This is a genomic window from Streptomyces sp. TLI_171, from assembly GCF_003610255.1.
Lineage (GTDB): Bacteria > Actinomycetota > Actinomycetes > Streptomycetales > Streptomycetaceae > Kitasatospora.
Map to the genome: position 1 here is coordinate 59,425 of NZ_RAPS01000003.1, position 26,659 is coordinate 86,083.

General features: G+C 71.4%; 30 protein-coding genes. 12 read left to right on the plus strand and 18 right to left on the minus strand.

Annotated elements, in window-relative coordinates; translation table 11 throughout:
* Positions 1 to 44 precede the first annotated feature (44 nt).
* The 4 genes from BX266_RS37480 to BX266_RS37495 form a co-directional block, all read right to left on the minus strand.
* Positions 45 to 299 (minus strand): hypothetical protein, encoded by a 255-nt coding sequence (locus BX266_RS37480; protein WP_099908813.1) that lies wholly within the window; start codon positions 297 to 299, stop codon positions 45 to 47.
* Positions 300 to 489: 190 nt separating this feature from the next.
* Positions 490 to 1,620: a DNA polymerase III subunit beta gene (gene dnaN, locus BX266_RS37485; RefSeq protein ID WP_099908814.1), complete on the minus strand. Its 1,131-nt coding sequence runs from the start codon at positions 1,618 to 1,620 to the stop codon at positions 490 to 492.
* 613 nt (positions 1,621 to 2,233) lie between these two features.
* Complete coding sequence (locus BX266_RS37490) at positions 2,234 to 2,827, minus strand: hypothetical protein (protein WP_099908815.1); 594 nt, start codon at positions 2,825 to 2,827, stop codon at positions 2,234 to 2,236.
* A 126-nt stretch (positions 2,828 to 2,953) separates the two neighbouring features.
* Positions 2,954 to 3,610 (minus strand): hypothetical protein, encoded by a 657-nt coding sequence (locus BX266_RS37495; RefSeq protein ID WP_099908816.1) that lies wholly within the window; start codon positions 3,608 to 3,610, stop codon positions 2,954 to 2,956.
* A gap of 231 nt (positions 3,611 to 3,841) precedes the next feature.
* Between BX266_RS37495 and BX266_RS37500 the strand changes: the two genes are divergently transcribed.
* Complete coding sequence (locus tag BX266_RS37500; protein WP_099908817.1) at positions 3,842 to 4,030, plus strand: hypothetical protein; 189 nt, start codon at positions 3,842 to 3,844, stop codon at positions 4,028 to 4,030.
* Positions 4,031 to 4,155: 125 nt separating this feature from the next.
* On the opposite strand, the gene BX266_RS37505 is transcribed toward BX266_RS37500, so the two are convergent.
* From BX266_RS37505 to BX266_RS37560, 14 genes are all read right to left on the minus strand, one after another.
* Positions 4,156 to 4,485, minus strand: coding sequence for a hypothetical protein (locus tag BX266_RS37505; protein ID WP_099908818.1), 330 nt, complete (start codon positions 4,483 to 4,485; stop codon positions 4,156 to 4,158).
* 103 nt (positions 4,486 to 4,588) lie between these two features.
* Positions 4,589 to 6,658: a chromosome segregation protein ParM gene (locus BX266_RS37510; RefSeq protein WP_099908819.1), complete on the minus strand. Its 2,070-nt coding sequence runs from the start codon at positions 6,656 to 6,658 to the stop codon at positions 4,589 to 4,591.
* A 96-nt stretch (positions 6,659 to 6,754) separates the two neighbouring features.
* Positions 6,755 to 7,216 carry a conjugal transfer protein TraB gene (locus BX266_RS37515; RefSeq protein ID WP_099908820.1) on the minus strand — a complete coding sequence of 154 codons (462 nt, stop codon included), beginning with the start codon at positions 7,214 to 7,216 and terminating at the stop codon, positions 6,755 to 6,757.
* A 31-nt stretch (positions 7,217 to 7,247) separates the two neighbouring features.
* The gene (locus BX266_RS37520; RefSeq protein WP_099908821.1) at positions 7,248 to 9,404 is read right to left on the minus strand and encodes a hypothetical protein; all 2,157 of its coding nucleotides are present in this window, start codon (positions 9,402 to 9,404) and stop codon (positions 7,248 to 7,250) included.
* Between the two features lie 130 nt (positions 9,405 to 9,534).
* Positions 9,535 to 9,843 (minus strand): hypothetical protein, encoded by a 309-nt coding sequence (locus BX266_RS37525; protein ID WP_099908822.1) that lies wholly within the window; start codon positions 9,841 to 9,843, stop codon positions 9,535 to 9,537.
* Positions 9,840 to 10,307, minus strand: a complete 468-nt coding sequence (locus BX266_RS37530; RefSeq protein ID WP_099908823.1) for a hypothetical protein — start codon at positions 10,305 to 10,307, stop codon at positions 9,840 to 9,842. The genes BX266_RS37525 and BX266_RS37530 overlap by 4 nt, the downstream gene beginning before the upstream one ends.
* 185 nt (positions 10,308 to 10,492) lie before the next feature.
* Complete coding sequence (locus BX266_RS37535; RefSeq protein ID WP_259465242.1) at positions 10,493 to 12,016, minus strand: DUF2637 domain-containing protein; 1,524 nt, start codon at positions 12,014 to 12,016, stop codon at positions 10,493 to 10,495.
* A 312-nt stretch (positions 12,017 to 12,328) separates the two neighbouring features.
* Positions 12,329 to 12,919 (minus strand): hypothetical protein, encoded by a 591-nt coding sequence (locus tag BX266_RS37540; protein ID WP_099908825.1) that lies wholly within the window; start codon positions 12,917 to 12,919, stop codon positions 12,329 to 12,331.
* 111 nt (positions 12,920 to 13,030) lie between these two features.
* Complete coding sequence (locus tag BX266_RS37545) at positions 13,031 to 13,291, minus strand: WhiB family transcriptional regulator (protein WP_099908826.1); 261 nt, start codon at positions 13,289 to 13,291, stop codon at positions 13,031 to 13,033.
* Between the two features lie 110 nt (positions 13,292 to 13,401).
* Entirely contained in the window at positions 13,402 to 13,650 is a 249-nt protein-coding gene (locus BX266_RS37550) for a hypothetical protein (protein WP_099908827.1), read from the minus strand.
* Between the two features lie 68 nt (positions 13,651 to 13,718).
* On the minus strand, positions 13,719 to 13,844 hold the full coding sequence (locus tag BX266_RS40665) for a hypothetical protein (protein WP_259465243.1): 126 nt from the start codon (positions 13,842 to 13,844) through the stop codon (positions 13,719 to 13,721).
* On the minus strand, positions 13,841 to 13,972 hold the full coding sequence (locus BX266_RS40670; RefSeq protein WP_259465244.1) for a hypothetical protein: 132 nt from the start codon (positions 13,970 to 13,972) through the stop codon (positions 13,841 to 13,843). Before BX266_RS40670 ends, BX266_RS40665 begins: the two co-directional genes overlap by 4 nt.
* Before the next feature lie 319 nt (positions 13,973 to 14,291).
* The gene (locus BX266_RS37555; protein ID WP_143687149.1) at positions 14,292 to 14,474 is read right to left on the minus strand and encodes a hypothetical protein; all 183 of its coding nucleotides are present in this window, start codon (positions 14,472 to 14,474) and stop codon (positions 14,292 to 14,294) included.
* 113 nt (positions 14,475 to 14,587) lie between these two features.
* A complete protein-coding gene (locus BX266_RS37560; protein WP_099908829.1) occupies positions 14,588 to 15,427 on the minus strand; it encodes a hypothetical protein in 840 nt (279 codons plus the stop codon).
* A gap of 286 nt (positions 15,428 to 15,713) precedes the next feature.
* Between BX266_RS37560 and BX266_RS37565 the strand changes: the two genes are divergently transcribed.
* The 11 genes from BX266_RS37565 to BX266_RS37615 all read left to right on the plus strand — a co-directional run bounded on the left by BX266_RS37565 (position 15,714) and on the right by BX266_RS37615 (position 26,473).
* Positions 15,714 to 16,070, plus strand: a complete 357-nt coding sequence (locus BX266_RS37565) for a GntR family transcriptional regulator (protein WP_180290873.1) — start codon at positions 15,714 to 15,716, stop codon at positions 16,068 to 16,070.
* 137 nt (positions 16,071 to 16,207) lie between these two features.
* Positions 16,208 to 17,356, plus strand: coding sequence for a transcriptional regulator (locus BX266_RS37570; protein WP_099908831.1), 1,149 nt, complete (start codon positions 16,208 to 16,210; stop codon positions 17,354 to 17,356).
* Positions 17,353 to 17,931 (plus strand): isochorismatase family protein, encoded by a 579-nt coding sequence (locus BX266_RS37575; RefSeq protein WP_099908832.1) that lies wholly within the window; start codon positions 17,353 to 17,355, stop codon positions 17,929 to 17,931. Before BX266_RS37570 ends, BX266_RS37575 begins: the two co-directional genes overlap by 4 nt.
* Positions 17,928 to 18,821, plus strand: a complete 894-nt coding sequence (locus BX266_RS37580; RefSeq protein WP_099908833.1) for an FAD-dependent oxidoreductase — start codon at positions 17,928 to 17,930, stop codon at positions 18,819 to 18,821. The genes BX266_RS37575 and BX266_RS37580 overlap by 4 nt, the downstream gene beginning before the upstream one ends.
* A gap of 1,853 nt (positions 18,822 to 20,674) precedes the next feature.
* The gene (locus BX266_RS37585; protein ID WP_147437124.1) at positions 20,675 to 21,241 is read left to right on the plus strand and encodes a hypothetical protein; all 567 of its coding nucleotides are present in this window, start codon (positions 20,675 to 20,677) and stop codon (positions 21,239 to 21,241) included.
* Positions 21,238 to 22,056: a DciA family protein gene (locus BX266_RS37590; RefSeq protein WP_099908835.1), complete on the plus strand. Its 819-nt coding sequence runs from the start codon at positions 21,238 to 21,240 to the stop codon at positions 22,054 to 22,056. Before BX266_RS37585 ends, BX266_RS37590 begins: the two co-directional genes overlap by 4 nt.
* 93 nt (positions 22,057 to 22,149) lie before the next feature.
* A complete protein-coding gene (locus BX266_RS37595) occupies positions 22,150 to 22,467 on the plus strand; it encodes a hypothetical protein (protein ID WP_180290874.1) in 318 nt (105 codons plus the stop codon).
* Positions 22,464 to 22,763 carry a hypothetical protein gene (locus tag BX266_RS37600; protein ID WP_099908836.1) on the plus strand — a complete coding sequence of 100 codons (300 nt, stop codon included), beginning with the start codon at positions 22,464 to 22,466 and terminating at the stop codon, positions 22,761 to 22,763. The genes BX266_RS37595 and BX266_RS37600 overlap by 4 nt, the downstream gene beginning before the upstream one ends.
* 168 nt (positions 22,764 to 22,931) lie before the next feature.
* Positions 22,932 to 23,882, plus strand: coding sequence for a hypothetical protein (locus BX266_RS37605; protein WP_099908837.1), 951 nt, complete (start codon positions 22,932 to 22,934; stop codon positions 23,880 to 23,882).
* A 440-nt stretch (positions 23,883 to 24,322) separates the two neighbouring features.
* Complete coding sequence (locus BX266_RS37610; RefSeq protein ID WP_099908838.1) at positions 24,323 to 25,555, plus strand: hypothetical protein; 1,233 nt, start codon at positions 24,323 to 24,325, stop codon at positions 25,553 to 25,555.
* A gap of 195 nt (positions 25,556 to 25,750) precedes the next feature.
* The gene (locus tag BX266_RS37615) at positions 25,751 to 26,473 is read left to right on the plus strand and encodes an A24 family peptidase (RefSeq protein WP_180290875.1); all 723 of its coding nucleotides are present in this window, start codon (positions 25,751 to 25,753) and stop codon (positions 26,471 to 26,473) included.
* Positions 26,474 to 26,659: the final 186 nt, after the last annotated feature.

Genomic DNA, 26,659 nt, shown 5'->3' on the forward strand with positions numbered 1-26,659 from the left:
TCGGGTCGGGTCTTTGGGTCAGTCGGTGGCGGTGTCGGGCTTGGCTACGGGGCCTGCGGGTTGTCGATTCGCTGCCAGACGGCGTGGTGGGGGGCTTCGGCGTCGTCCATGGCCTGTAGGAGGTCGGGGTTGACCTCGTTCGGCCAGGTGCACCACTGGTCGTCCGGGTCCGGGTCCGGGTCGGGGGCGGGCGGTTCGGGCAGGTAGATGCTCGGCAGGTCCGCCTCACGGTCGTCGGAGCCGGCCGGGTAGCGCGGAGCGGTTGGGCGGAGCAGGTCCAGCAGGTCGCGGAGGCTCACGGCGGATCCCTTCGAATGGGCAGGGCGGCAAGGCGCCGGATCGGTGGGGAGGGAGCTGCTCTCAGGACGGGTCGGGTCGCAGGATCACGGCCGCCCGGGGGCAGCCAGGGTTCACCTCCACTCGGTCGGTGACGTGGAGGGACGTGAGGGCCCGGCCGCGTCGTGCGTGGCCGGGCCGGGGTCGTGTCGGTCAGGAGCCGGAGAGCCGTACGGGCATGACGACGTAGCGGTAGGGCTGTTCGGCGATGTCCAGGTCGTTGCTGCTGGTGCGTGCGGTGATCGTGGCCGGCTTGTGGCGGTCGCCGAGGTGCAGGACGACCTCGGTCGCGCCGCAGGCCTTGATGCCTTCGGAGAGGAAGCCGGGGTTGAAAGCGATCTGGTAGCCGTCGGGGAGACCGTCGACGGTCACCTCGACCAGGTCGCGGCCCCGGGCGTCGTCGCCGGAGCCGGCCTCGATGCGCAGCAGGCTGCGGTCGACGGTCAGCAGGACGGGGGTGTTGGCGGTGGCGACGCGCTGCACTGTGGCGGTCAGTTCGGCGGCCGGCGCGGAGACGGTGCCGTCGGCCGGGGGGACCATGGCGATGGCGTTGGGAAATTCGCCGGCCAGGGTGCGGGTCATGAAGGTGGAGTCGGTGCTGGACCATCCCCACAGGTCGTTGCCGTGGTGGAGGGTGAGCGGCCGGTCGGTGTCGTAGGCCCGGGCCAGGTCGCCGAAGACCTTCGCAGGGATCAGCGCTTCCAGCGGCTCGGGGTGCTCCCGGCCGGTGGCCGGATGGACGGTCAGGGTGCGGTGGCCGATGCGGTAGCGGTTGGTGGCGACCATCGCGAGCTGGTCGCCGTTCAGGGTGACGCGGACGCCGGAGAGGACGGGAAGGGTGGCCTCGGTGCTCGCGGTGAAGGCGACCTGCGCGACGGCCTCCGCCCAGGATTCGCCGTTGACGGTGGCGACGGCGGGCGGCAGGGCGGGCAGCGACGGGTACTCGTCGACGGGGAGCAGCGGAAGGGTGAAGCGGGCGGCGCGGCAGGTCAGAGTCAGCCGCGTGTCATCGGCCTCCAGGTCGACGTCGGCGCCCTTGGGCAGGCGGCCGCAGATGTCGTGAAGCAGCCTGCCGGGGACCAGGATGCGTCCGTCGTCGACGATCTCCGCGTTGACGCGGTCGGTGGCGTAGACCTCGTAGTCGCAGGCGGCCAGGTGGAGGCCGTCGGGGGCGGTGCGGATCAGGATGCCGGCCATCACCGGCACCACGGGGCGGGCGGCGATGGCGCGGGCGGTGTGGGTCACGGCGGCGGTCATGTGCTGGACGGGCAGGCGCAGCTTCATCGGGCTGCCTCTCGGGTCGGTGAGTGCGGGTCAGGCAGTGAGGGCGGCGAGCTGCTCGCGCTCGTCGTGGGTCGGCTCGCTGTACGGGACGCAGGAGCCAATGGGCTTGCGGGGCAGACACACGTGGTGGTGTGCCTTGTGGTGCGGCGTCGCTCTCCATAGATGGCGGCAGAACATGCGGTGTGACCGCGTTCTGGCCCTGCTCTCGCCGCGGCCTTCCGTTCCGTGATGAGAATCTCCGGAAACGGCCAGGGCTGCTCCCGATTCCCCAGCTCGTTGAGCCTTGAAGCGAGTGGGGAGGCTTGGCGAGCGAGGGCCGCGGGGCCGCCCGTCCGGTGAGTGTTCGGCCCGGCCTGGCCCGTCAAGGGCGCCTTCGGCATCGCTGACGCGATGGGCTCCGCCCACCCTGGACCGGCCAGGCCGGCCCTGGAGCGGTCTGACTGCCGGGCGGCCCCAGAGGTCTGGCGTTCCCCCAGGTCAACCGCCCGCAGGTGGGGAACCAAGGTGAGCAGGTCTGGCCAGCGCCCGAGTCCGGGGTGGCCGTTTTCAGGAATCGCCATCATCCGCCGGTGAATGAAGTGCTCGCGGGGCGGGCCCGCAAGGGGCGTGACGATCAGTCCTCGCCGTCGGCCTCGTACGCGCTGCAGGCGGGGTATTCGGTCTCCATGAGCAGGCAGGTGCCGTAGTCCGCGGCGTACTCGAGGACCAGCTCGTCGACGCCGTCCCAGCCCTCGACGACGGCCATCGCGGGCGCGTACGCGGGCAGGTCGGCGAGCACCTGGGCGAGGTCACCGGCGGTGAGGCCGTCCGTCTCAGCGCGCTCGGCGGCGGCCGCGATGTCGGGCGCGGCACGGGGCAGGTCGAGGGGCAGGGTGTCCGGGCCGGGCGAGGTCGAAGTGGTGTGCAGGACGAGCGCGCCGTCCCAGGAGGCGGAGCGCACCGGGCGGCTGTCGAGGCAGTCCCCTTCGGGGACGGCGAGCAGCACGGGCAGCCGCTCCGGCAAGCCGACCAGCAGCTGGGCCAGGTCGCCGACGGTGAGGCGGGCGGCGCTGTACGGGGTGCCGCTGATCCGCCAGGGCGCGAGGCGGTCGACCGGCAGGCGGCTGTCGCCGGCGTGCTGCACGGCGCGGGTGATGGCGGTGGTGACGGCGGTGCCGACCGAGTCGGGGTCGGACGGGTCGGCGGTGACGGTCACGGTGACGCTCACGGGGATTCCTCCGGATCATCGATCGGGCGGGGTGGTGGCCGGGTGGCCGGTGACGTCCCGGGACGCGCGGCGCCCGCCCGGCCGGGGTCGGCGGGGCGGGCGTGGGGCGGGCCCGGGGCGAGGTGGTCAGCCGGTGTTGTTGGTGATCGAGCCGCGCCACCCGGCGCTCTGGCGGCCGATGGTGGTGGTGTGCTGACGGTGGACCAGGGCCAGGACAGTGCCGGTGGCGCTGGCACCGTCGCCGCTGGCCGCCGTACCGGCGGTCGCGGTTCCGGCGGTTAGGGAACGGAGCTTGCCGAGGAGGGCCGCCGCCCCAAGCATCACCAGGCCGACGAGGATTGCGCACCATTTGAGGAGGTCGCCGAGTTCGTCTGCGTGTGGGGCGACGGTGGCGACGGCTGCGCCCAGCATCCACACCGCGCCGCCCGCGGCCAGCGAGGCGATCGAGCCGTACAGGAGGTACTGGCGCACCGCCAGCGGCAGTCCCTGCTCGACGGCCGCGCCGACCACCGGGGCAGGGGCGGGGGAGAGGTTCGCGGCGGCAGGCTCGCGCCGCTCGGCCAGCCGCTTGCCCATGGCGTCCAGGTGGCCGGAGACGTCGAAGACCGGTACGGCGGTGGCCTGGCCGTCCACGATTGCGGGCACGCACGTGGCGTCGCCGCTGTCCGGATTCAGCGGCACGGCGACGAGCTGCCCGTCCATGGTCGTCGTCGCGTAGCCGCGCTCCAGGAGGATCACGGCCGGCGAGTCGACGGGATGGCTGCTGCCAAGGTCAGGGGTCATTTCTGCTCCTTGAGGGGGCTGCGGGTGAGCGGAGGTGGGCCGTTCTTGGGCGCGACAGGTGCTGCCGTGCCCGGGTACGGACGCCGGTGGCGGGTCGCGGGAGATGAAGGCGGGACCCTGCCCTCGGCGGGGCTGATCGGTCGAACTCCTGCCGGCCGGGCTGCCGGGCGGCATGCTGGTGCGTACTGGAGGGGAGTTGCTGTGGGCTGGCTTTGGGATTCGTCGCCACGGGTGATCGAGTTCGACGCGGTGATCGACGAGGACGGGACGATCTGGAACGCGTTCACCGACGACGACGGCGTCCTGTGGATCGAGGACTTGGACGAGTCGCTGTCGGTACGGGTGACGGGCGTGATCGTCGGCAACCAGATCCTCGACGCGTGGGTACTCGACGACGGCACGCTGCGCATCGCTGGCTGAGAGCCAGAACGGGCGTCAGGGCTGCCGGCCGCGCCGGTAGGGCCGAGCCGGTGCGCCGTGCCGTCCGCCAGAGCCGCGAGCACCGAGAGGGGCATCGGGCGCTGATGGACAGCAGAGCGCACCGGTCAGACCGGCGCGCCGTCCTCGAATGTCCTCAGTAGCCTGGCGGCGGCGTCGTCGGTGAAGTGCCGGGTCTCCTCCCAGAGGCGGCCGCCGTATTCGGCGGGTGCGTACTGCAGTGTCATCTCGCGAAACCGGTCCTCTTCGTCCGGAAGGTCCTCGTCGACCTCGCCGGTGTCGAACGCGAGGAGCAGATCGGTGAGCTGCTTGGCGGTCAGGTCCCGCAGGTCGCGGTAGTCGGAGCCGTCGTCGGTGACGAGGGTGAGGGTGACCTCGGTCAGGTCCTCGTCCGCGACGGCGGCGCCCTCCTCAGTGCTGAACTCGGTGGTGGTCACGGTGTGCTCCGTTCTCGGCCCGTCCGGGGCCGGGTGAATGGGGGGGCGGGGATGGCCGGGGCGGGCGCGGGCTTCTGCTGCGCCCCGGCCCTGGGTTTGGCCGTCAGCGCCGGATGGCTGCGAGGGCCTGGTCGACGGTTGTGATGGTGCTGCGGCCCGCGGTCTTGCCACCGCGCTTCGGGGCGGGCTCCTCGTCTTCGTCGTCGGGGTCGTCGCCGAACTCGCCGGGCTGCGGAGGCAGGGACCAGTCGAACAACAGGCTGCGGGCCTCGAGTTCGCGGGTTTCGTGTGCGGTGAGGTCGTAGACCTCGGCGGAGAACAGGTCGTCGATGCCCTTCCCGAAGTCTGCGAACAACGTGCGCAGGACCTCGGGCTTGCGCCCGGGAACGGTCCAGCCGACTCCGCCCGTGTTGGAGTCGCTGGGCGGCTCGGCCTCGCCGGCCAGGATCCGCTCGATGCGGCCTCCCGCCTCCCTGGAGAACGAGCGAGGCAGCGCGTCCGGGATGTACTCCAGCGCCACGCCCAGATCCTTGAACGTGGAGGTGATGTCGCCCGGTGCGAGCTTGAGGAGGACGGGGATGCCGTTCTCGCGGATGTTCTTCAGCATCAGCGACGGGAATCCGTGCTGGACCTGCGCGGACTGGCCGGCGATGACCTCGCCGATGCCGTACTTGCGGCCCTTGACGGACACCTCTTGGGCGAGTGCGGAGATCTCGTCTCCATAGTCCGGGTCGGCGGCCGCCGACAGGAACTCGTCCTGGAAGCATTCCAGCGGCCGGTAGGGGCAGCCGGGCAGCTTCGGGTCCCAATCGTGGATCTTGCCGTCGGACCAGGCCATGGTGCCGCGAATCTCCATCAGCGCGATCAGCGCCCGCAGTTGACGCAGCATGTACAGCGCGCCGACGCCGTAGCGGGCGCAGTGTGCGCCCAGCAGCGGCGTCTTCTCGTCCGGGGCTTCGGTGCCCAGCCACAGCACGGCGCCGAAGTTGCTGTAGGCGGCCATCACCAGCGCCATCAGTTGGGTCTTGCCGCCGCCGGACGGGGCGACGACCAGGACGTGGGCCGCGCCGCGGTCGGTGTAGACGCGGTTGAGCGCGGGCTGGCCGTTGGCGAGGTAGCCGGTGGTCCACCAGCCGTTCTCGTCCGGGGTGAGGAGGGCGCGGGTGGCCGGGTAGACCTTGCTGAGCGGAGAGTCGTCCCACACCGCCACCAGGACGCGCCGGCCGTCGACGGTGGCGAACACCCGGCCGTCGTCGTGGCTGGCTCCCATGGCCCGGGCCAGGGCGACGGGGTCGATGCGGGGCTCGCCCGCGGAGTCGGGCAGTTCGGCGATCCAGTAGCTCACCTGCCGGTCCTCGTCGCGGCGCTTGCCGATGAACCGGGAGCCGGGGATCGCGTTCGACGCGACCTGGTCCTCCCACCGCTCGGCTTCGGTGGGGCTGGTGCGCCGGCGCTTGCGCTCGTCGGGGATCACCTGGACCTCCCGCCAGCCGGGGCCGCTCTGGCGCCCGGCCATCGCCGTGGCCTCCAGGAGCACCACGTCGCTCTCGTTGACGGCGAACGCCGCGGCGACCGCGGCCCGGGTCAGGCCGCCGCCGATCGGGCGGCCGCGCTCGCTGGAGCGCAGCAGCATGGTGAGGTCGTGCGGCTTGCCGACGTGGGGGTGGGCGGCGGCGACGTGGGTGTGTCCCGCGCCGCCGGCGCTGCGCCACAGTGCCCGCACGTCCGCGCTGAACCGGTCGGTGGCGTCCAACGGGTCCAGCACCTCCACATCCCGGGCCGGTGCAGGCGGCGGCGCGGTCAGCGCCTTGGCCTCCGGCGCGGCGGCGACGGCGGGCCGGTTGCGGCGCAGGGTCTTGGAGAGCGGCGCGACCGCGCAGAACAGCAGCCCCCAGCCGCCGGCCATGGCGGCGTCCCAGTGCCAGCCGGAGATGTTGCGGGCGGCGAGGTCAACAACCCCCGCCGTCAGCAGGGGAGACAGGCGCACCAGCCACAGGCCCTCGCGCCTGGCCCGGGCCGCGACGACGGCGAGGGCGGCGGCGACACCCACGCCTTCGACGGTGGCGACGGCGACGCCGAGCGGGTGGTGCGGGGGGAGGCTGGCCGCCATGCCCAGGACGGGCGCGGCGGCCAGGTACACGGTGCGCTCCAGCCTCGTCACGATGGCGGCCACTGGCGTACTCCTTGTCGAGAGAGTGGAAGGGGCGGGCCCGCCGTGTGCGAGCCCGCCCCTGGGTGGCGGTGGTGGATTTCCCGGTTCTTCGCGGTGCTACTGGAAGAAACCGGGCTTGGGGGTGCGGTGTTTGCGGCCCTTGCGGACGTGGTGGAGCGGCCCGTACATGCGGGCGTGAGCACGTTGCACGGCGACGGCGGCGTTCGCGGCCTGCTGGGCGGTCTCGAGCATCTGGCGGACGGCCGTGGCGGCCCGGTTCTGCTCCTTGGCCACGTCTTGGGTCATGTCCACGAACTGGCCGTCGACCTCGGCGTCGGCGAGGTTGACGGCCAGCGCGGACGCCTCGTCAGCGGTCCTGCGGGACTTCGTGTCCAGGCCCTCCAGGTCTTGGACGGCCTTCTGCATCGCCGCGCTGAAGACCTTCAGCGTGTGCTGCACGGCCTCGAAGTCGTTGCCGCTGTCGTGCGTAACGCTCCGGGGCGGGCGCCCCCTTCCGGAGTACACGGAGGCCGTCTTGGTCCCGGGTACGGCGGGCAGGCTGTTGGTCTGGTCACTCATTGACCGTCCCTCCTGTCGGCTCGGTAGTGGGTCACTCGTGGTGGTGGACGGCTGCGGACGCCTGCTCCACGCCGCCTTCGCGCATGGCGTCGAGGTCTTCCTGGTAGATCCGCGCGACGTCTTTCGCGGTTTCCTCGGCTTTCTGTGCGGCGGTGTGGACGGCGCGGGCCAGGCGGTCCGCGTTCACCGCGGTGCTTTCGGACATCGCGGCCAGGGCGTCCAGGAGCCGGATCACCTTGCGGTCGAGGTTGTGGCTGCCGCCGAGCTCGGCGCACATGCGCTTCAAGCGGTGCGCCCAGACGGTGAGGTTGTCCACCGCGTTCTGGACCTTCTCGGCGTCCTGGGCGGAGTTGACCTTGATGTTGGCCATCGTGATCAGGAACTCGCTGAACGTCACCTCGGTCTGGTGCTCGCGGGCCATGCGCTGACTGGCCGAGCTCCAGGGCCTGCCGGGCAGCGGCCCGGCGCCCGCAGCGCCGGCGGTCCGGACGGCGCCGGGTTGCTCGGAGTGGGACTCGGGGGCGGGGTCCGCCGCGGCGGACCCCTTGGCGGTCAGTTCGGGCACCACGATCTCCGCGTCGGGGACGTCGTCTTCGCTCTCCGCCGGGCGGCGGGGAGCCATGTCCGGGTTGCCGGCGGACACCGTCTCCGGCTCCGGGTCCGGACCGGGGCCGGGCGGGTGCTGGTCGGAGACGTTTCGCAGGAACTCCCGCCAGCCGTCTCCCGTCCCGGCGCCGCCGTCCGTCTCCTTGTCGGCCCGGTTCGTGTCGTGCAGCGTCCGCAGGAACTCCGTCCAGCCGTCCCCGGTCTTCGCTCCGCCGAACGCGTCGTCGGCTCCGGTTTCGGCCGCGTCGCCCGTCTCCGGCCCCGACCCGGTCCCGGTTTCGGGGTCGGCCCCCGGCACCGTGCGGCGGTCCTTGTCCTTCGTCAGGTCCGCCTCCGGACCCGCCGTGCCGGGTTTCGGGTCCACACCCTCGGATTTCGGGAACGCCTCCTCCGATTTCGGGCCCGACTCCTCGGGCTTCGAGGGCGCGTCCTCGGGCTTCGACGACGCCTCGTCGAGCTTCGCTTCCGCCTTGCGCCTCCACCCCTCCAGCAGCGCGCGGGCCAGATCCACGCGACTCGACCCGGACTCCTCCGCCAGCTTCTTGCGCCGCTGCTTTCGGGCGTAGTCGTCGTCGCGGACACGCTCGCGGTGCGCGCGGCCGGAGTCCCGGTCCTTGGTGCGGTCGGCCAGGTCGGCGCTCTGCCGCGCCGCCCTCCGCTCCTGGCGAGCCTGGGAACGCTCGGCGGCGGCCCCGGACCACGTACGGGGGCGCTCACCACCGCTCGAACCGCCGCGGGCTGCGCCTGCGCCACCGGACGGCCCCGACTTCCCGGACGGGCCCGGACCGCCTGAGCCGTGGGAGCCGCCAGAGTGGTTCTGGCGGCCCGTCAGACCGCCTCCCGCTCCCTGAGACTGGCCGCGTGGCCCGAAGGGCGCAGAGGGCCCCTTGGGCGTCTGCCGGTGGCCTTCGGAGTGCCGCTCCCCCGGGCGGTGGTGCGCGCCGCCCCCGTCACGGCCGCCACCGCTTCCGGAGCTGCGGCCGCCCAGCGGGCCGCTTCCCGGGCCGCCCGAGGACCCGCGGTTGGCGGGTCCCGGGCCGGACCAGTGGCCCGCGTTCGCGCTGCCCGGTCCCTTGCCGCCCGCGGCCGCCGAAGCATGGGCGGCGCGCGCGCCCAGCTGGGCCTTGCGCAGCTCGTTGTGCTGGGCCAGCAGGCCCATCTCCCGTTCGGTCTCCGCGTTCAGGCGGGCGACTTTGTCCGCGACCTGGGCCTCCCGGAAAGCTGCGTTCTCGTCCCGGTTCTGCCGCGCGGAATCCACCAGGTGCTGCAGCCATTCGGAAATGACCTCGGCGAAAGTCCGGCGCTCCGAGTATTCACCGTATTCCGATTCGTCGTATTCGGTTTCGCTTTCCTCGTATTCGCTCGCCGTGCCGGCCGGGGCGGGAATCGGCTCCGCCCGGAATGCGGCCGGTTCGGGTGGCTGGGGAGCGGCGGGGATTTCCGGCGCCCTCGCCGTGGTGTCCGCGGCGCCGCGCGCGGCGTCCGCGTAGCGGGCCGCCGGCGGAGGCACGTACGCCTCGCCGGAGCGCGGAAGGCTGATCACCCTCCCCTCGGGCTCGGTCCGGTCGCTGTCGTCGGGCACACCTGCTCCTCTCGCGGATTTGACAGACAGTGGGGGCCTCGTGCACGCGTGCACGCGTGCACGGGTGCACGCGATACGCACGCGCGAGGCCCCGCCGACGCTCCGCCGGGGCCTCAGTGGTGACGCAAGGTCACATCGGGGGGTGGCGGGTGGTGACGTCGTGCGCGTAGCGCAGCGTGTCGTTCCAGATCGTCGGGTCGCCCTTCGCGCGTTGCTGCAGGGCCGTCAGGAACAGTCGGCACACCAGGGAGAAGCCGTCCCAGACCTCGCCGCGCCCGGCCCGGTCCTCCTCCACCAGCTCCTTGCGCAGGCGGCGCAGCCAGTTCTCCGCGCCGCCTTTTCCCTCGCCACGTGACTGGATCGCCGCCGTTTCGCTGGCGCTGTAGAACTCGCGCCGGTTTTCCGCGGCTCTTTCGCGGGAGGTCAGCGGCCGCGTCATGCCGGCCGCTTCAGGTCGAAGATGCTGCGGGGTTCAGTGTAGCCCGTTTCCCCCATCCTGGGGGAGTTCACGGAATTCTGGTCGGTCGGCGCGGAATTCGGCTTCTTCTTGCTGTTGGTCTTTTCCAGGGCTTTCGCGGCGCGCTGTTCGGGCAGTGCTTCGACGCGCCGGTCGTGGGCGATGCGCCGCAGGGCCGAGCGCTCCAGGGCCCTGGCGGCCGCCTCCAGGCTGCGGATGCTCTTGGCCAGCTGGCGCTCGACGGGCAGGGCCCGCAGGCGGGCGTCGAAGCGCCGGTCGCCTGCGACCGTCGTCTCCCGCAGCACCTGGCTGGTCTCCTGGCCGAGCAGGGCCAGGGAGGTGCGCAGGTCGCTCAGGTGACGCACGAGGTTGGCGGTGTACGCGGCGAACTCTTCCGGGTTCTGGGCCGTGTACCTGAGCCGCGCACGGTCGTCGGGGGTCGTCATGGGGTTCCTCCAGGGGGTTCGGGCACGGCGTGGCCGCGGCCTGGACTGTGCGGTGCCGACCCGGGCTCCGGCCGGATGTCCGGGTCTAGGGTGATGCTCGGCGCTTCGGCGCCTTCGGCGGTCACCAGGGCGATGTGAGCGTCCTGGTGACCACCGGAGAGGCCGCTGCTCGGCAGCGGAGCCGCTCAGGGCTGGTAGCCCTCGGCGAGCAGCTGCGCCGCCTCCTGCCGGTACTCGGAAGCGGTGGCGGGCGAGGAGACCTCCATCTCGCGCTGGATCGCGGCCAGCGGCAGCGCATCGGGGTCCCCGCCGGCGTGCACCAGCACCATGCGGGCGACCTTGCGCACCGCTCGCTGACGCGGCGTCAACTTCGCCCGGTCCTCCGCTTCGACTGCGCGCCGCTCGATTTCGGCAGCGGCGAGCCGCGTTTCGGCAGCAACCCTCTGCGCTTCGGCGGCAGCCACCTTGGCCAGCTCCGCGGAGGCGAGCAGCGACTCCCGCTCCTCGACCTCCTGGGCCGCGAGGCGCCGGATTTCGGCAGCAGCCCTCCGCGCTTCGGCGGCAGCCACCTCGTTTTCGGCAGCGAGCCGGTCCGCTTCGGCGGCGCTCTGGCGGGCCGCGGCGACGGTCGCCGTCTCGACGGCCTGGTCCTCGGCGGCGGCGATCCGATCGGCTTCCTCAGCCTTGCGACGCTCCTCGGCGGCGCGCCCCGCCAGCTCGGCCGCCCGCAGGTCCGCGGCCGCCGCGTCCTCCCGCTCAAGGGCCTCTTGGCGTTCGGCGGCGGCAGTACGGGCCCTCGCCTCGGCGACCAGCGCCGTCTCCAGCGCCGCCTCCTCGGCCTGAGCGGCCCGCTCGGCGGCAGTGACCTGCGCCTTCGCGTGGGCGCGGGCCTGCCCGGTCTCACCCTCGACCTCGGCCTTCACCTTCTCCAGATCGCCCTCCGCGCGCAGCGCCTCGGCCGCGGCCCGCTTCTCGGCGATCCTGCGGCGCGTATCCGCCTCGCGGTGCCGGCGCTCGGCCTCCTCCGCCCGCTCCTCGGCGGCCCGCTCCTGGTCGGCGGGCATCGCCAACGCCTGGGCGACGGTGTAGCCGTACGGCGCCATCTTCATCGGCAGCAGCTCGTCCTCTTTGGCCGCGCCCAGGTCACCGCCGTACTTGCGCTTGAGCCACAGCTCATACGCGATGAGCTCCTGGTCACGGCGGACCATCTCCGGGTAGGAGCGCACGTCGTACAGGCGCATCCGCCGAAACATCCGCCCGGACTTGAGGGGAGACAGCACCCACCGCTGCGGCGGAATCCCGTCGGAGGCGGTGCCCGCCTCCAACTTCGCCTTGCGGATGACCAGGCGGCGGGCCGCCTCGACACCGACGACGAACAGGGCGGGCATGACGCCGTGGGCGACCGCCCTGACCGGGTTGTCCAGGATCGAGCCCTCGGCCGCGGCGTTGAACCAGATCGTCGCGGCGGTCATCACGTGCGCGGCCAGACGCAGCGCCGACCAGGGCGTTCCCTTCCGGATCATGTAGAGGTCCAGCGCCAGGAACGCCACGATGGAGGCGTCGACGCCGACCGGGAACCAGTGTGCGAGGCCCTCGGAGAAGCCCCAGTCGCGCTGGGCGACGTGGCGCAGCGTGTCGTAACTCATCGCGAAGCCGATGGCGCCGACCAGGCCGCCGCCGCCGGCGGCCAGCACCGACAGCGTGCCCATCAACAGGTTCCGCTTGGGACTGGCGGGCGTCTCCGAAACCGCCCACGGCGCGTCCGAAGCGCTCTGGGGCGCTCCCGAAACGAAGGTGTCCGGGACCGAAACTCGGCCCGGCTGGGGGCGGATGAGGGTAGTGGGAGCCGCCGTCGGCGGCGGTTCGGTGAGCGTCACGATGGCCTCCGGAGGGCTCGATTCAGGTGGGTCCGAAACGGCGGTGGCTGCTCCCGAAACGCGATCTTGCGTCTCCGAAACGGCCGCCGCCGAGGTGAAGCGGAGGTGAAGCAGGGGGCGGGCGGATCCGAAACGGGCCCTCGGTCAGCCCGAAACGGGGGCGGCGTCGGCGCGGGCCGGACCCGGGCGGCGAGACGCACCGTCCTCGACTGCGCCCTGATCCCCGGTGTTCTGGGGGGTGTTGGCGAAGTGGTAGGCGATGCGATTGCCGTCGAGGAGTTCCAGCAGGGCCGGCAGGTTGGCCACCGGCTCGCTCTCCCAGGGGCGGCTGTCGATCAGGCGGACCTGCTCGAACTCGGCGTGGCCGTGGGAGCGGATGGTGTGGAGCTTGGCGTGGCCGGGGTGGTAGTACAGCCACCGGCCGGCGCCGAGGTAGTGGACGGCGCTGCCGTCGGGGTAGCCGCTCCACCGCCCGGGGAGCGTCAAGCCCAGGGAGTGCGTCGGGTCCAGGTGCTGCTCGGCGTAGTCCGCGGCACGACACACGGCCTCCTCGCGCACCGCGGCGTCGACGTGCCGCAGGACCGCGGCCACGTCGCCGTCGATCGGAGCCTGCGGGGGCTCCCAGCCCGCGGTCTGCACGGCGAGGTTCGCCGTGGCGTCGGCCAGCTCGCGCTCGACGGCCAGCAGACGCAGACGGCCCTGGCGCAAAGCCCTGGTGCGGATCAGACGGAACACGTGTACCTCCTCATGGTCGGTGACGGCGCGTCGGGCACCGACGAACACCGCCCGTCCCGCGCTCCGGCAGTCCGGACGCGAGGCGGGCGGCGAACGACAGCAACCGGGCGATCAGCGGGTGCCGGCACGCTTGCGGGCGGCGCGGCGCTTCATCGCGCGCCGCTCGTCCTCGCTCATGCCGCCCCAGACGCCGGCGTCCTGCCCGCTCTCCAGCGCCCACTGAAGGCACTGGTCGCGGACCTCCAGGGGGCAGAGCCGGCACACAGCCTTGGCTGCCTCGATCTGCAGCAGGGCCGGGCCCGTGTTGCCGATCGGGAAGAACAGCTCGGGGTCCACTTCGTCGCGGCACACCGCGCGGTGGCGCCAGTCCATGGCGGCCTCCTTCTTGTCTTCTGTGTCGGATGGTCAGGCGGTGATGACACCGTCCGCTCCGCGCCGGGATGCTGGCGCGGAGCGGACGGCGAGCGATGGCAGCCGGACCGTCAGAGGCGGTTGGGCTGCACGTCGAAGAAGAGGACGATCGCGCTGGCCAGCTCCGGCTGTCGCTGGGCCGCGATGGCGAGGAGCTCCTGGTAGATCCCCTCGCGGGTCTCCTCGCTGTGCGGGGTGACGGTGCCGGAGAGGGTGAAGACGCGGTGCCCGCCCAGCGGCTGCTGAACGGTGAGGACGTAGTGGTGGGTGCCCCGCGTGGCGGCGGGGGCCTGCTGCGCGGCCGTGCTGGTCTCGGACATCTGCTGCTCCTGTCGGGAGGGGGGCCGCCGATCCGGAGCCGGCGGCGTGACGTGCGGGTCGGAGTCGGCTACTTCGACGGCTGCGGCGCGGGGGCCGGCAACGGGGGCGGAGTGGGCAGGGGCGTCGGCAGCGGCGGGGTGAGGACCGGATCGCCGCCGATCAGCGAGCGGCAGTCGGCGTCAATGCGGCTCATCGGGTCCCTCCCTGCTGCTGGCGCAGCTGCTCGGCCTGCTGGCGGGCGCGCTCGGCGGCCGCAGCCGCTTCCTGAATGGCCTGCATGCGGCGGGCGAACTCCTGGTCGCCGAGGCTCTGGTTGGTCATCACGATCACCCGGCCGACACGAGGCTGCGGAGGGTGGAGTCGGTCGCCTTCATCGCTGGCCCCCGCCCTGGCGGACCCGGCGCAGGGCCTCGTCCATGTTCGGGTCGCTGTCGCCGTCGGCGCGCGCGGGTCCGGGGCGTGCAATGATGTTGTGCAGCACAGTCGTTGCCTCCTACTAGGCGCGACGTTGACGGCCCCGGGATTGCCCTCCCGGGGCCGTCGCTGTTGGTGGGGTGGCTCCTGCCGTCCCCCCGTCGCCGCCGTACCCGGGGGGTCGGGGACGGCGGCGACGGGCAGCGTCGCAGGGGAGATGTGCTGGTCAGGCGGCGGCGAGGAGCGGGGCGGCCTCGCCGGTGGAGTACGTCATCGGGCGGCGGAAGCGGTACCGGGGGCCGTCGCGCAGCGGACTGGCTGCGGCAACGGCCCGTTCCTCGGCCGGCGTTCGGCGCGCGTCGCCGGTGGCGATCGGGGCGGCGGCCGGGGCGGCGAACTGGACGAGCATCTGGGCGATGAGACGGGGGACGAAGCCGTAGCGCACAAGTACCTCCAGGGATGCGAAGCGGCGGCCCGGATACTCCGGGCCGCCGCGGCGGGGTGATGGTGGGTGAGAGCTGGTCAGTTCGTCTTGGCCCGCAGCGGGCTGGCCTTGCGGATCGCCGCGTCGCTGCGGGTCTGGGCCAGCTCCTGTGACTGCGCCTGGGTGTGGCGGGACTCGGTCGGGATGCCAGCGGCGCGGATCGGGGCGATCGCGTCGGCCAGCGACTCGCGGCGTGCGCGGTCCATGGCGGCGACGGCCGGCTCGGCCTTTGCCCACTGAGCGCGCCGCTGCCGCGGGAGCTGGCGAGCGCGGACCTGCTCCGCAGCCGCCGTGAGCTCTTCGTACAGGGCGCGGTTGCGGCGGTGTTGGGGTTCGGCCTTCAGTAGCCGCAGGTAGGCGTTGGCCAGGCGACCGCCGTCCTGGCAGTGAGCGCGGCCGGTGCAGGCGGCGCAGCGGGAGCGATGCATCTCGTAGGTGCGGCGGGCGGTGTCCGCGGTGGCCGGGGCCGGGTCGAGCTGGGTGATCGCCGGGGCGATCGGCGCCTTGACCTTCTTGAGCACGGTGGTCGACCTACGAGAGGCGGTCTCCTGAGCGGCGTCAGCCAGGCGTTCCTGCCACTGGGCGATCGTCAGGTCCAGGAGGACCCGGCGGTTGGAGCCGGAGCAGCGGCGGGCACCCGGAGTGCCGGCGCGTTCGGTGTGGTGCGGGGCCTGCTTCCAGTCCTGGCTGCCCTTGTCGGTGGTGAGGGGGCACCAGGTGGTGCAGTCCGGGCACCGGAGGTGCTCGGTGCCGGGCAGCAGGTCGACGTTGTTGGGCAACAGGCTGGAGACAGCGAGCGGGGGGCGGTGCGACACGTTCAATGTGCGGGTCCGGCGCTTGCGCTGCCGTGCGGTGGGGATCGCCTGCGAAGGGGTCATGCCGGGGCTCCTAGTAAGTGAGTTGGCGACGTTGAACGACCACTCCCTGGTGCTCTCTCCGCCGGCCAGGTCAGCCGGGAGATCCGGCTGTGCCCTGGCAGGTGGACAACGCATCAGCGATGCGGTGCTCAGGTACGGCGGGCGGTTTGGTGGTGCTACCAGCCCTGACCTGCTGCGCCCTTGGGGTGTCCCCCTTGGGCTTTACCAACTTAAATATTCAAGCTAGCCTGTGTCAAGTAAGCTGCTGAAGCGGACTAGCTAAGGAGGTGGCCCTACGATGAGGCTCATGACTCGACCAGCACAGCCGACCGGGCCCGCGCAGCCCTACATGCGCGTCGTGCTTGATGTGCAGCAGCGAATCAGATCGGGCCGGTTGGCAGTCGACGACAAATTGCCCAGCACCCGCGAGCTCTCCGAGGAGTTCGGAGTCGCCACTGGCACCATCCAGCGCGCCCTCGGTCAACTCAAGACCGAGGGCTGGATCTACTCGCATCAGGGGCTCGGATCCTATGTCCGCGGTATCCCCGTAGACGATGACGCAGCGTCAGCCTCGGCCGGAGCGCTCTCCCGGCTCTCGGACCTCGAGCGGCGAGTCCTCGCCCTTGAAGACGAACTGCGCCAACTGCGCGGAGATTCTGCATAGCCAGCTCCTTTACGGCGCCGAACGGCGCCCCCAATCGAGCATGGCAACTCGCCGCGGGCCTGGAGATGTCCTGCTGTGTGAGCGGCGTATGAGCGCTGTATGAGTTCACGGTGACCGATAGGGGAGGGGGTGCGACTGTGGTCAGCATCGAGCGGTGGACCGGCCAGGAAGCCGGATTGCTCCAAGAGGTGCTGCGGCTGTCGATCCGTCAGTTTGCTCAGCAGCTCGGAGTGAATCCGGCGACCGTGCAGAACTGGAGGAAAGGAGGCGCAGGGCTGGTGGTTAGCTACGAACTGCAGCAGGTCCTCGACGCCCAACTCCTCCTCCTGCCGGAACCTGCCCGGCTCGCCTTCTTGGACCGGTGCTCCGCCGTCTCCGCGCCGGCGACCGTGTCGCAAACATCACCCGCAGGCCGCGGCTTCGAGGTGAATTCGCACCAGTTCATCCCTCTTCACCTGGGCCCAGAGCCCACCGAGCTGTATGCCGCTGGCGCGGCGCACCGCCCCGGCCCGGGGAACTTGGCCCAGCGCACACTCGATGTACCTGGCAGAGACGGATTTCACCGTTGCCAGTTACATGTCTACGAGTTCGGTGTCGCCGTGCTCCATATCCAGCAGCCCTTGGCGTTCGCCTCGGTCACGGACCTGGCGATGTGGCGGTACCCGTCGTACGAACACAACCGCACCTGGGCCCGGCAGGCAGTGTCGGAGCTGGTCTCGGACATCGTTGGCCGCAGCATCGCGGTGAGTCCCCAGTACACGCTGTCCGTCTACGAGCTCGTACAGCACAGCTGGGGCGCGGAGACGCTCGGAACGGCGCTGCACTTGCTGGCAACGCCCGGCGTCCTGGTGGACCGGTCGATCGAGACTGCCCCCACTTCGCTCGAGGTCGAGCCCCTGCGGTTCGCCGACCGCTGGACGCATCCGCAAGCGATCGAGTTCACCGGAGCCACCTCGCGAGGTGTCGCGGGCTGGTCCGGGGTCGCCTACTGGCAGGACCCTGGCGAGACTGCGCTTTCCATCGAGGACATCGTGGCCATGGAGCTCGACACCCAGGCATTGTGGTCGCTCTCGTCGGCTCTGCTTCACCGGGTCGAGGAAGGCCACGACCCGCAGATGCCCGAGCAGTTCGGGTGGAGGTGGCTCCGTGGGGCGGCATCGCGCCTGACCTCTGCCCGGCCTACGGAGTCCGCGGAACACCGAGCCATGCGCGCAGCGGTCCTCGGCACCAGCGATCTTCCCGAGCGTCTGCGGGATGCGTGGTCGGCTCTCAAGGAGGCGTCGTGACCGTACCGCCCGTACCCCCACTGCAGTCGACCGTATTGGTGGTCATCGACGTCCAGGCCGGATTCCTGCGGGAGTCCAGTCTCCACGTGGTCGCCCCGATCGCGGAGCTGCTGGATGCCTGGCAGCGGGCGGGCGGGGCATCCGTGGTCGCCACTTTCGAGAATCCGCCGGGCTCCCAGTACGAGATGATCACCGGCTGGGTGAGGCTCCGCACGTCCGAGGAGCAGGCTCTCGCTGCCGAGTTGGTCCCGCTCGCTGCGCGGGCAGACCTTCGAGTGGTGAAGTCCACCTCCAGTCTCCTCAAGGTGCCCGGCATGCTCGAGACCTTCCGCGCACACGGGTGGAGGCATGCGGTGATCTGCGGAATCGACACAGACAGCTGCGTGTATGACACCGCAGTCGACTTCTTCCAGAACTCCATCGCCCCGTGGCTGGTGGTCGACGCCTGCGCCTCGTCGGGCGGCGAGGAGTTCCACACCGCCGCGCTCCTGCTGGCCAAGCGCAACCTGGCCGCCCGACTACTTGTCACCACCGAGGACGTCCACCGAATGCTCACCGAGGGAGCGCCCCAGTGACCGATCGGACCAAGCTCGACGCGTGGCTGCTGATCGTGGGCGCCGGACCAGCCGGCTGCCACGCCGCCGCCGCGGCCGCAGGGGTCAAACGCGGGTCGCTGCTGATCGACCCGGCCGTACTGGCCGGGGGCAACCTCCCCCGCATTACCCACCTCAACAACCTGCCGGGGTTCGCCAGCGGTGCGGCCTACGCGCAGGCACTCCGTAACCACCTGGCAGGTCTCGACGAGCTCTGCACATACATCCAGGCCGAAGTCGTCAAGGTTGAGGCCACCGACGACTGCGTGCGGGTGCTCCTGAGGGACGGCACCGCACTCGCCGGTGCCGCACTGGTTGCAGCCACCGGCGTACGCGCCGCCCACACCGCCGAGGTCCCGTGGATCACCTCCACCGCAGACTTCCCGCAACTGTCCGACTCGGCTCCCGAGGAGCTCGGCCACAACGTGGTCGTCCTCGGTGGCGACCGCCCGCTGGGGACGTGGCTACGCACCCACCCCGACGCTGGCCAAAAACTGACTGTGTGTCACACCGCTGCGGAAACGTACAAGGTCGAAGAAGTCCAGGACGATCCCCGCGTCCGCCTCGTGAGCGTGGAAGCCGTCGACGTCAGCGGCCACGGTCCGTTCACGGTGGCCGTCACCCGCTCCGACGGCAGCCAGGAGATCATGACTGCCGAATCGGTGGCGACGAACGCCGGCACTCTGCCGCAGCCCCTTCCCGGCCTGGCGACCGGGCCGGACGGGTTCTGCCCACCCGATCGCCAGCACCCGCGAATCGTGACGGCAGGCGACATGAGCGGGCGACTCGCACAGCGGGTCTCGGTCGCCAGCGGAGCCGGTGCACGGGCTGCGTTGGAGCTGTACTCCCGGTTCGGCCGGCAGGCAGTGTGATGAACAGTCAAGGGCGACACCCTGGCGATCGCAGTGCACCTGCGTGGCGTGAGAGGGGTGCGGTGGGTTTAGGATCAGATGCAGACCGTGACCATCGCGCTGGCGGAGTGTGGAAGCTCCGCCGGTCGGGGACGGCCGCAGAAAGATTAACGGCCCCGTGGCATCCGCGGCGGGGTGGAAGACCCGCCGGACTCGGTTGCCCGGGGCCGGTGAGCCAGGAGCTGTGTGATGGCGGCTCGACTGGCTCGTTGCGACACCTTTAGACAGAAGGAGGTGTGCGCTGTGAATCAGCGTACCTGCTGGACGGCCCGTCAGCGCAACAGCGCCTGGCCAATGTCGCGCAGCTGCGGCCCACGCTCGGTTGCTCTGGGCCCGTACGATTCTCAGATTTCCCTACTCGGCGCTCTACTTCGCCGTGTGGGGTCCACCCGTTCGCGTGTCGTCTTCGTTGAGGGCTTGACCCGTTCGGGTTCTGCCGGGCTCCGCGTCGTCAGGAGCACGATGTTCATCGCGACCCTGTCGCGCCAGCGGCGCGCCTCGGGGGTGGGGATGACCTAGCCCTACTGGGGCGGCGCTCTCGTTCGCTCGTCCTCCTGCCAGGGAGGGCGTTGCGAGCGGCGCCGCCCGGGAGCGTCACCGGTGCCAGCCGGCTGGACTCCCAGATTTTCCTCGTGAGGGACCGCCCTGCCAGGGGCCTGTCGCCTCGCCTTTCTTCGGTTCTCCAAGAACCGCTCCGGCCCACGAGGGGCCTTTGCGTTCCCTCCTGCGCGATGAGGAGAGCAAGGTCATGATGCAGCACAGTGCTGCCGTTTTCCACTCCGGCGTGCCCACATGCCGGCGAAACCGCCTGTTTCCGGCCGTACCGACGGACTCCGCTTCGCATGTGATGGCCCCTCGGGGTGCCCGGTGAGCGTGCAGGCGATGTTGATGAACCGACCGTCCAGCGCCTCAGCTTCCGCATCGGGACGGTTCTCGCCGTGTGCACCGGTGTTGCCTCGGCTGCTGGTGCCGACGGCGGAGCAGTGGGTGACGGCCACGCGGGGCCGGGTCGCGGTGGACCCGTACTCGTGGATGCAGGCGGTGCACTGGGTGGTGGCCTCGGGCTGCTACCGGCCGTCGCGTTCGCACGGGCCGCGGGAGATGGGACGCACCGCGATCCGCACCGCGCAGCTGCTCATGGAGCTGTCGCCGTGCCGTCCCGGGGTGGACTACCTGGCGCGACGGTTGGGCGTGACGGAGCGGACCGCGCAGTACCAGCTGGACATGCTGCGCGAGTCCGGCCTGCTCGCCTACGTGGCGAAGGGCACCCGGGTGCGCGGGGAGAAGGCGAAGGCGTCTGAGTTCGCCCGGGTGATCCCGGCCCAGTTCGACGTCGCGTTGGGCGTGCGGGTCGCGGGGGAGGACAGTGGCCGGCGGGTGGTGGGCATTGCGGAGGCGGGTCGGGCGGTGATGGCGCTGCTGGGCAAGCGGGCGTCGCGCAAGGTCCACGCGGCCCGACCGAAGTCGTCCGCGAAAGCCTCGCTGAGGGTGGGTCAGACCACCTCCGCCGGCGTGGAGTCCCAGGTGTCACAGGCTTCTGACGTCGCCTCAGCAGCGGTCGGCCGTTGCACCCCAATGGGGGTGGTTGCTGTACTTCTCCTGCTGACGGTTGTACTCACCTTCCCTCTGAGACAGACGTCGCGAGCGGGAATCCGAAGTCCACCACCGCGAAGAAGTCCGGCAAGCAGTCGGGCCGGGGTGGTCGGACGCTCAACCGGGTCGGGCGGCGGTTCCAGCTGGCCGCGGAGCTGGTTCGGCAGGTGCCGTGGCTGCGCCGTGCCCAGGTGGCCCGGGTCGCGTGGATGGTCCAGGACGTGGCTGACGCAGGCTGGAGCGCCGAGGACGTCGCGGCCTGGCTGTCCATGGTCGAGGCACCCAAGCGCGGCACCTTCCGGCCCACCGGCCTGCTCGGACACCGGCTGCGCGGCATGACGCAGATGCCCGGCTGGCGTACCCCGGCCGAGCGCGCCGTCCAGGTCGAGCGGTGGCGTGACTCCCGCTCGGCCGCCCGAGCCCGTCACGACCGCACCAGCACCGAGTGGACCATCACCGACTGGCGACAGCCAGCAACCCGTGCCGCCGCCCGGCTCGTTGACGAGGCATTCGCCCAGGTCCGGCAGGCCGACGTCCAGAACGCCCAGGAGCTGGAGCTGTTCGCCCAGGACCAGGACGGCCTGGTCGACCTGGACCAGCTCACCCGTGAGGACGTCCGCGAACTGCGCGCCCTCGGCCAGAAGGACCCGCAGATGGTCCTGATGGCGATCCGGGAGTTCGGCGAGGGCTACGCCCGCCGCCTCTATACCCACGGCCTGGTCGACCAGGTCCTGCGCCTGCGGCACACCGGCCGCATGGTGATCCACCAGCCCTGGAGGTCCGCATGAACCAGCCCTCCGCCAGCGGCATCGACCTAGCCCGCGTTGCCCTCAAAGCCGCCCGCGACGCCGCCCGCACCCGCGGCACGGACGCCGCCGGCGGGGCCAGCGCCACCACCCGGCCCGCCCGGCGCCGCACCCTGCGCACCGGCGGCCGCGACCCGATCGGCCTCGGCGCCGCCTTCGCCAGCCTCGTCACCGACCGGGGCTGGGAGACGCCCACCGCCGGCGGCGGCGTCATCGACCAGTGGGCCGACATCGCCCCCGAACTCGCCGGGAAGGTCGCGCCGGTGCACTACGACCCGCGCACCGGCCGCCTCGACCTCCAGCCCGCCACCACCGCCTACGCGACCCAGCTGCGCCTGCTCGGCCGCCAGCTCGTCGCCCGGATCAACGGCAAGGTGGGCCGGACCGTGGTGCGCGACCTTCGGGTCCTGCCGCCCCGCGCCCTCGCCGCCACCGGCTCGGCACAGTCGGCCGGGCATCGCCAGGTGCCCGTCCGGCCCGAAGCCCCGGCCCGCACCCGCGACGACGTGGCGAGCCCCGGATTCCACGAGGCGCTCGCCGGGATCCGGCGCGCGGCCGCCATGACCAACCCGACAGTCGCCGCCGCGATCGCCCGCCAGGACGCGGCCATCCTCCGAGGACGGGAGCCCGAAGAGCTGTTCGCCGAGGTCGTGGCAGTCCGCGACCACCAGGACCAGACCGCCGCCCGCGCCGCGGCCGCGGCCAGCTCCCAGGCGATCGCCGAACGCCTGGCCCGGGCCGACAAGGCCGCCCGCAGCACCGGCACGCCTCCGACGACTCTCAGCGGCGCCGCATAGTCCGGACCACTTCGCCGACCACCCACTGACCGCTACCGTCGATCCTGCGGACACCGCCCCGGCGGCGCCGCCACCACCACAGAGGAGGACCAGGTGACCACCCAACCCGACCACCAGGGAACGGCTCCCACCCGGCCGGCCACCCTGCACGAACTCCGCACCGCCCTGTCCCGCTACGGCCTGCCGGGCGACCGCGAGGCCTTCGAACAGGACCTGGCCGCCGCCCTCGACGCCTCCCCGATCGGCGACCTCGCCGCGGTCAGCGAGGTCATCGCCACCTACCGCCACCGCCTGGACCTGCGCACCGACGAACGGGCGATGGCGTCCCTGGCCGCGCCCATCGGCGGGCAGCACTGGATCCCGGCCGCCGAGGCCTTCGCCCGGCTGCGCACCGCTGGCGCCGAACGGTGACCGACCAGCCCGAGCAACAGCCGGACCCGCTCCACGTCTTCCTCTCCGACGCCGCCGAACAGGCCCTCGCAGCCCTGCAGCCTGGCGAGCTGGACGCTGTCGAGAAACTCGTCGAACGCCTCGCGATCCACCCGCGTCTGGGAATCCCCGTGCCGGGCGGAAGCGACCCCGGGATCGACGACTACACCGCCCGCACCGACCCGGCCGCCGACACCGGCGACCGCATCAGCGTGGTGTACCGCCTGCACGAGACCATGGGCTCGGTGTTCATCACCTGGGTGATCGCCGGACCCTGACTCGCTGTCAACCTCGCCCCCGAACGTGGCCGGGCCCCTCACGCTCGAATCGCGAGGGGCCCGGCCATCAGCGTATGCCGATGTGCCGCCTCAGCTGGGCGAATTTCCGCCCATTTCGCACAACGTGCCATGCTCGTCCCGACATTGGCCCGTGAAAGTGACGATCGCATGCGCAAGCAGGACCTCCAGGATGGTCTCGCCCGGCGGTACAACTCGATCTCGACGGCCCGGAGGCAGAACTGCGGGAAGCAGCTCCAGTACGCCGCGGACTGGATCCGCAAGCAGCCGGAGCTGATGGGGTTCCTCCAGGAAGCCCGTCGGAGAGAGGAACCGCCGGAGCGCGAGCAGTGGCTGGACGAGTGTGAGAGCGAGCTCGGCATCGTCTGGCCGACCGACACGGAGGAGGGCCAGGCCGCGCTGGCCTGGGACCTGCTCGACAACCTCGACCCCGACAGGGTCGAACACCTGGCCGTGGACATCTTCGTCCGCGCCGGCGTCAACAACATCGACCACATGGTCGGCCGCTTCGCCACCGAGGTGTTCACCCCGCTGTTCCAGTGGCTCAGCGAGCAGGTCCAGCGCACGAGCAGCGTCGTCCACACCCTGCGCCGGTACGTCTACGAGACGGAGACATTCAGCCGTGACGCCCTCTACGCCGAGTACCTGACCCGGACCTCCACCGGCGAGGAGCTCTACAACGACAACCTGCAGCTGCACCTGTTCCGGGACGGCGAGTACGTCACCTACGCGAAGGTCCGATCCGCCTCCGGCGAGCCCGACCTTGTCGGCGACCTCGACACGTGGGATCCGATCGTGCTCGACGGGAAGCTGTACAAACGCGACCTGAAGTATGTGGGCAAGGGCGTCAGGCAGGTGTACGACTACGCCGTCGACCACAACAAGCACACCGGCTACCTCGTGGTCTTCAACCTCACCGACCACATCCTGAAGGTCGCCGGCGACGGGCCCACCGGATCATGGCCGCCATACTTCGAGATCGATGACGTGCGGATCTACGTCTTCATCGTGCGCGCCCTCCCGCCGGAGACGACCGCGAGCAAGCGCGGCATCGCGCATGTGGCCACACTGACCAAGGACATGACGCAACAGGACGTCTAGGGAGTCGATCGCCGCGTTTCCCCTGGACAATCCCGGTTGTCCAGGGGAAACGCAGACCGGTGGACAACCGCAGCAGCGAGGAGGACCGACCAGTCCGATTCGGCGACCTGGAAGGTGCGGCGCACGCTGCTGGGCTCCCCACCGCGCAAGGCCCTGTGACTCCGACCGATAACTTGCGAGGCTCCGCCGAGTCGGCGCAGGCCAGTGCCATGTTCCGAGCTGCAGTCTGCGAGCCGTTCCGAATGATGGTTTGCGAGGCCGGATACGGCCGACTCGGTCGAGACGACGATCTGCAGTTCAGCGCCGCCCTCCATGACTCGCAAGGTGCAGGTCGGATTCGCAGGCGGTCGAAGTCACACCAACAGGATCTGGAGGCCAGTCGGTCCGGCAGTTTCTCCCCGGGGGGACTTCCCGGACACGATTCGGTCTAGCATCCGGGCATGAGTTTCTCCCCGGGGGTCAACGAGGTGTCCGAGCCGGTGCTTTTCGGCGCGCCCGAATGCGAGGTGTGCGGCGGCGAGATGCCGGAGCGCAAGGGCACCGGGCGGCGGGCGAAGTACTGCTCGAAGGCATGCTCGTCGAAGGCCGACCGGCAGCGCGAGCGCGAGCGGCGGGATGCTCTCGTCGCAGCCGCAGCGACCACCGAATCGCCGCGGGGGGAAACAGGGGCACCTGTCGACGGCCTTCTGCGGCCGCTCGGCTTCCCTGTGGGCACCGACGGGGGCGAGCTGCTCGAAGCCGCCGCCGAGCTCTACCGACAGACCAGGCTGTTCGTGATCCAGCTCCACCGTGCAGCCCGCAACACCGACTCTGACCTGCTGCGAAGCGCCGGAGCCGACATGCGCAGCGCTGCCTACGTTTTGACCGCACGCCACAGCGAACTCGTCGGCCAGATGCTCGCAGAGCACCCCCTCGCGGCACCGGCCCCACCGGCGGAGTACCCCGAGCCGGGTGTTCTGCCCCGGGGGGAAACCTTCGATGCGCAGCGGATCGCCGCCTCGGTCGACCCCGCGATGCTCGCCACTCACGCACCGGCGGAGACGGCCGCCCGCCCTGCTGTTGCCGGGCCGGCAGCGGCCGCGGAATCCACCCGGGGTGAAACGACGGCCCCCGAAGCCGCTCCGCAGGGCGCTCAGGGAGCTCAACCCTTCACCGATATGCCCCGGGGGGAAACGTCCGCTCGGGCCGACGGCCCTTCGGTGCCGCCGCCTGCGCCCCGGGGAGAAACGCCTGCCGACCCGGAAACCCGCGCACCCGTTCCGGGGCCGGCCCTGTCCGGCGACCGACTGCGTGACCTGGTCGACGAGCGCCTCGCCCAGCAGGGCCCCAGCGACAGCACGCCGGCGGACTCGGTCGGGACAGTGAGCGTCCCGCGCGATCCGCTGCAGCGCGGCCTGCCCCGCAGCATGGACGTCCGCATCCCGCTCGACGAGAACACCTTCGGCTACAACTGGGTGCTGGCCGGGTGGACGGTGCAGCCGGACGTCCTGGTCGTCCTCGGTGAGGGCCACCCAGTCGGGTGGGTCGAGCGAGGTCTGGACGGCGGCGAGGGCTGGGTCGCGGTGTACGGGGGCTACTTCCTCGGTGACCCCGCCACCCAGCAGGCCATCCTGCACGACACAGCGGAGCAAGCCGCACAGCTCATGCACCAGGCATACGCCGTGGACCTCTGAGCACACTGGCGGCTTGATTTGCGGCCATCCGGCCGTTCGCCGCGTCGTTCTCTCCGGGCCCGAGGCTCAAGCCGCGGAGAGGTGGGCCCGGGTGAATCCTGCCTCGGGCACCGCGATCGACGGCGGCTACAGTTCGACCCAGCCGCGCTGGCCATGGGGAGCGCCGAGCGGCTACTTCGGACAGGAGACGACGACGTGCCCACGGCCCTGGCTGTGTCCCTCGCCGCGCTGCTCGGCCTGCCCGCCGGCGCGGCTGCCCGGCGCGCCGCCATCGCCTACACCGTCCCCACCGGCCAGCCGTCACGCACCAGTTGCCCGCACTGCCAAGCGCCCGTCACCTCTCTCGCGCTCCGTACCGCCCTGGGTCGCTGCCACTCGTGCCATCGACGCCTCGGGGCGCCCGCCCTTCTGCCGGAGCTCCTGACCGCGGCACTGTGGGCCCTGGTCATCACGGCCCTCGGCCTGTCCTGGACCGCCGTCGCGATGCTGTGGCTCTCCGCCTGCGGCGTTGCTCTCGCCCTCGCCGACTGGACGGACCATCTGCTCCCCGACCGGCTCACCCTTCCCACCGGCGCCGGCCTGATCACCCTCCTCGGCATTGCCGCCGTCGCGGACCGAGATGGTGGCGCCTTCGTCCAGGCGCTCGGCGGAGGCCTGGCGCTCGGAAGCTTCTACTTCCTCGTCGCGCTCTTCTCGAACGTCGGCCTGGGCGACGTCAAACTGGCACCGACGCTCGGCGCCGCGCTCGCCTGGTTCGGCTGGCGCTACCTGCTTCCCGGCCTACTCCTCGGCTTCGTCCTCGGGGCGCTCTACGGGATCGCGCTGCTCATCACCCGACGCGTCTCTCGCACGCACACCATCGCCTTCGGGCCGTTCATGATCAGCGGCACTCTCGCGGTCTGCCTGCTCGCCGGCTGACTTCTGCGCAGTGGATATCCCCCTCTGCCAGTGACGGTGGAGGCAAAGGTCGGACTGCCGTTCACCAAGTGGTCTTCAGTTCGACTGGAGGGCACTCAAAGATCAGTGGGGCGAGTGGTTGCTTCGCATCCGCCCGATTGACGTCCACAGTCCGATTGGCGCGCGTCGAGCGTCCGATTAGTCCGG

What these genes read in the sequence shown, in the direction of transcription:
- dnaN (WP_099908814.1), bottom strand. Translation starts at nt 1,620, where the DNA reads ATGAAGCTGCGCCTGCCCGTCCAGCACATGACCGCCGCCGTGACCCAC.
- BX266_RS37495 (WP_099908816.1), bottom strand. Translation starts at nt 3,610, where the DNA reads ATGACCCCTGACCTTGGCAGCAGCCATCCCGTCGACTCGCCGGCCGTG.
- BX266_RS37515 (WP_099908820.1), bottom strand. Translation starts at nt 7,216, where the DNA reads ATGAGTGACCAGACCAACAGCCTGCCCGCCGTACCCGGGACCAAGACG.
- BX266_RS37525 (WP_099908822.1), bottom strand. Translation starts at nt 9,843, where the DNA reads ATGACGCGGCCGCTGACCTCCCGCGAAAGAGCCGCGGAAAACCGGCGC.
- BX266_RS37530 (WP_099908823.1), bottom strand. Translation starts at nt 10,307, where the DNA reads ATGACGACCCCCGACGACCGTGCGCGGCTCAGGTACACGGCCCAGAAC.
- BX266_RS37535 (WP_259465242.1), bottom strand. Translation starts at nt 12,016, where the DNA reads ATGGGCACGCTGTCGGTGCTGGCCGCCGGCGGCGGCGGCCTGGTCGGC.
- BX266_RS37545 (WP_099908826.1), bottom strand. Translation starts at nt 13,291, where the DNA reads ATGGACTGGCGCCACCGCGCGGTGTGCCGCGACGAAGTGGACCCCGAG.
- BX266_RS37550 (WP_099908827.1), bottom strand. Translation starts at nt 13,650, where the DNA reads ATGTCCGAGACCAGCACGGCCGCGCAGCAGGCCCCCGCCGCCACGCGG.
- BX266_RS40665 (WP_259465243.1), bottom strand. Translation starts at nt 13,844, where the DNA reads ATGAGCCGCATTGACGCCGACTGCCGCTCGCTGATCGGCGGCGATCCG.
- BX266_RS40670 (WP_259465244.1), bottom strand. Translation starts at nt 13,972, where the DNA reads ATGACCAACCAGAGCCTCGGCGACCAGGAGTTCGCCCGCCGCATGCAG.
- BX266_RS37555 (WP_143687149.1), bottom strand. Translation starts at nt 14,474, where the DNA reads ATGCTCGTCCAGTTCGCCGCCCCGGCCGCCGCCCCGATCGCCACCGGC.
- BX266_RS37560 (WP_099908829.1), bottom strand. Translation starts at nt 15,427, where the DNA reads ATGACCCCTTCGCAGGCGATCCCCACCGCACGGCAGCGCAAGCGCCGG.
- BX266_RS37565 (WP_180290873.1), top strand. Translation starts at nt 15,714, where the DNA reads ATGACTCGACCAGCACAGCCGACCGGGCCCGCGCAGCCCTACATGCGC.
- BX266_RS37590 (WP_099908835.1), top strand. Translation starts at nt 21,238, where the DNA reads ATGAACCAGCCCTCCGCCAGCGGCATCGACCTAGCCCGCGTTGCCCTC.
- BX266_RS37605 (WP_099908837.1), top strand. Translation starts at nt 22,932, where the DNA reads ATGCGCAAGCAGGACCTCCAGGATGGTCTCGCCCGGCGGTACAACTCG.
- BX266_RS37610 (WP_099908838.1), top strand. Translation starts at nt 24,323, where the DNA reads ATGAGTTTCTCCCCGGGGGTCAACGAGGTGTCCGAGCCGGTGCTTTTC.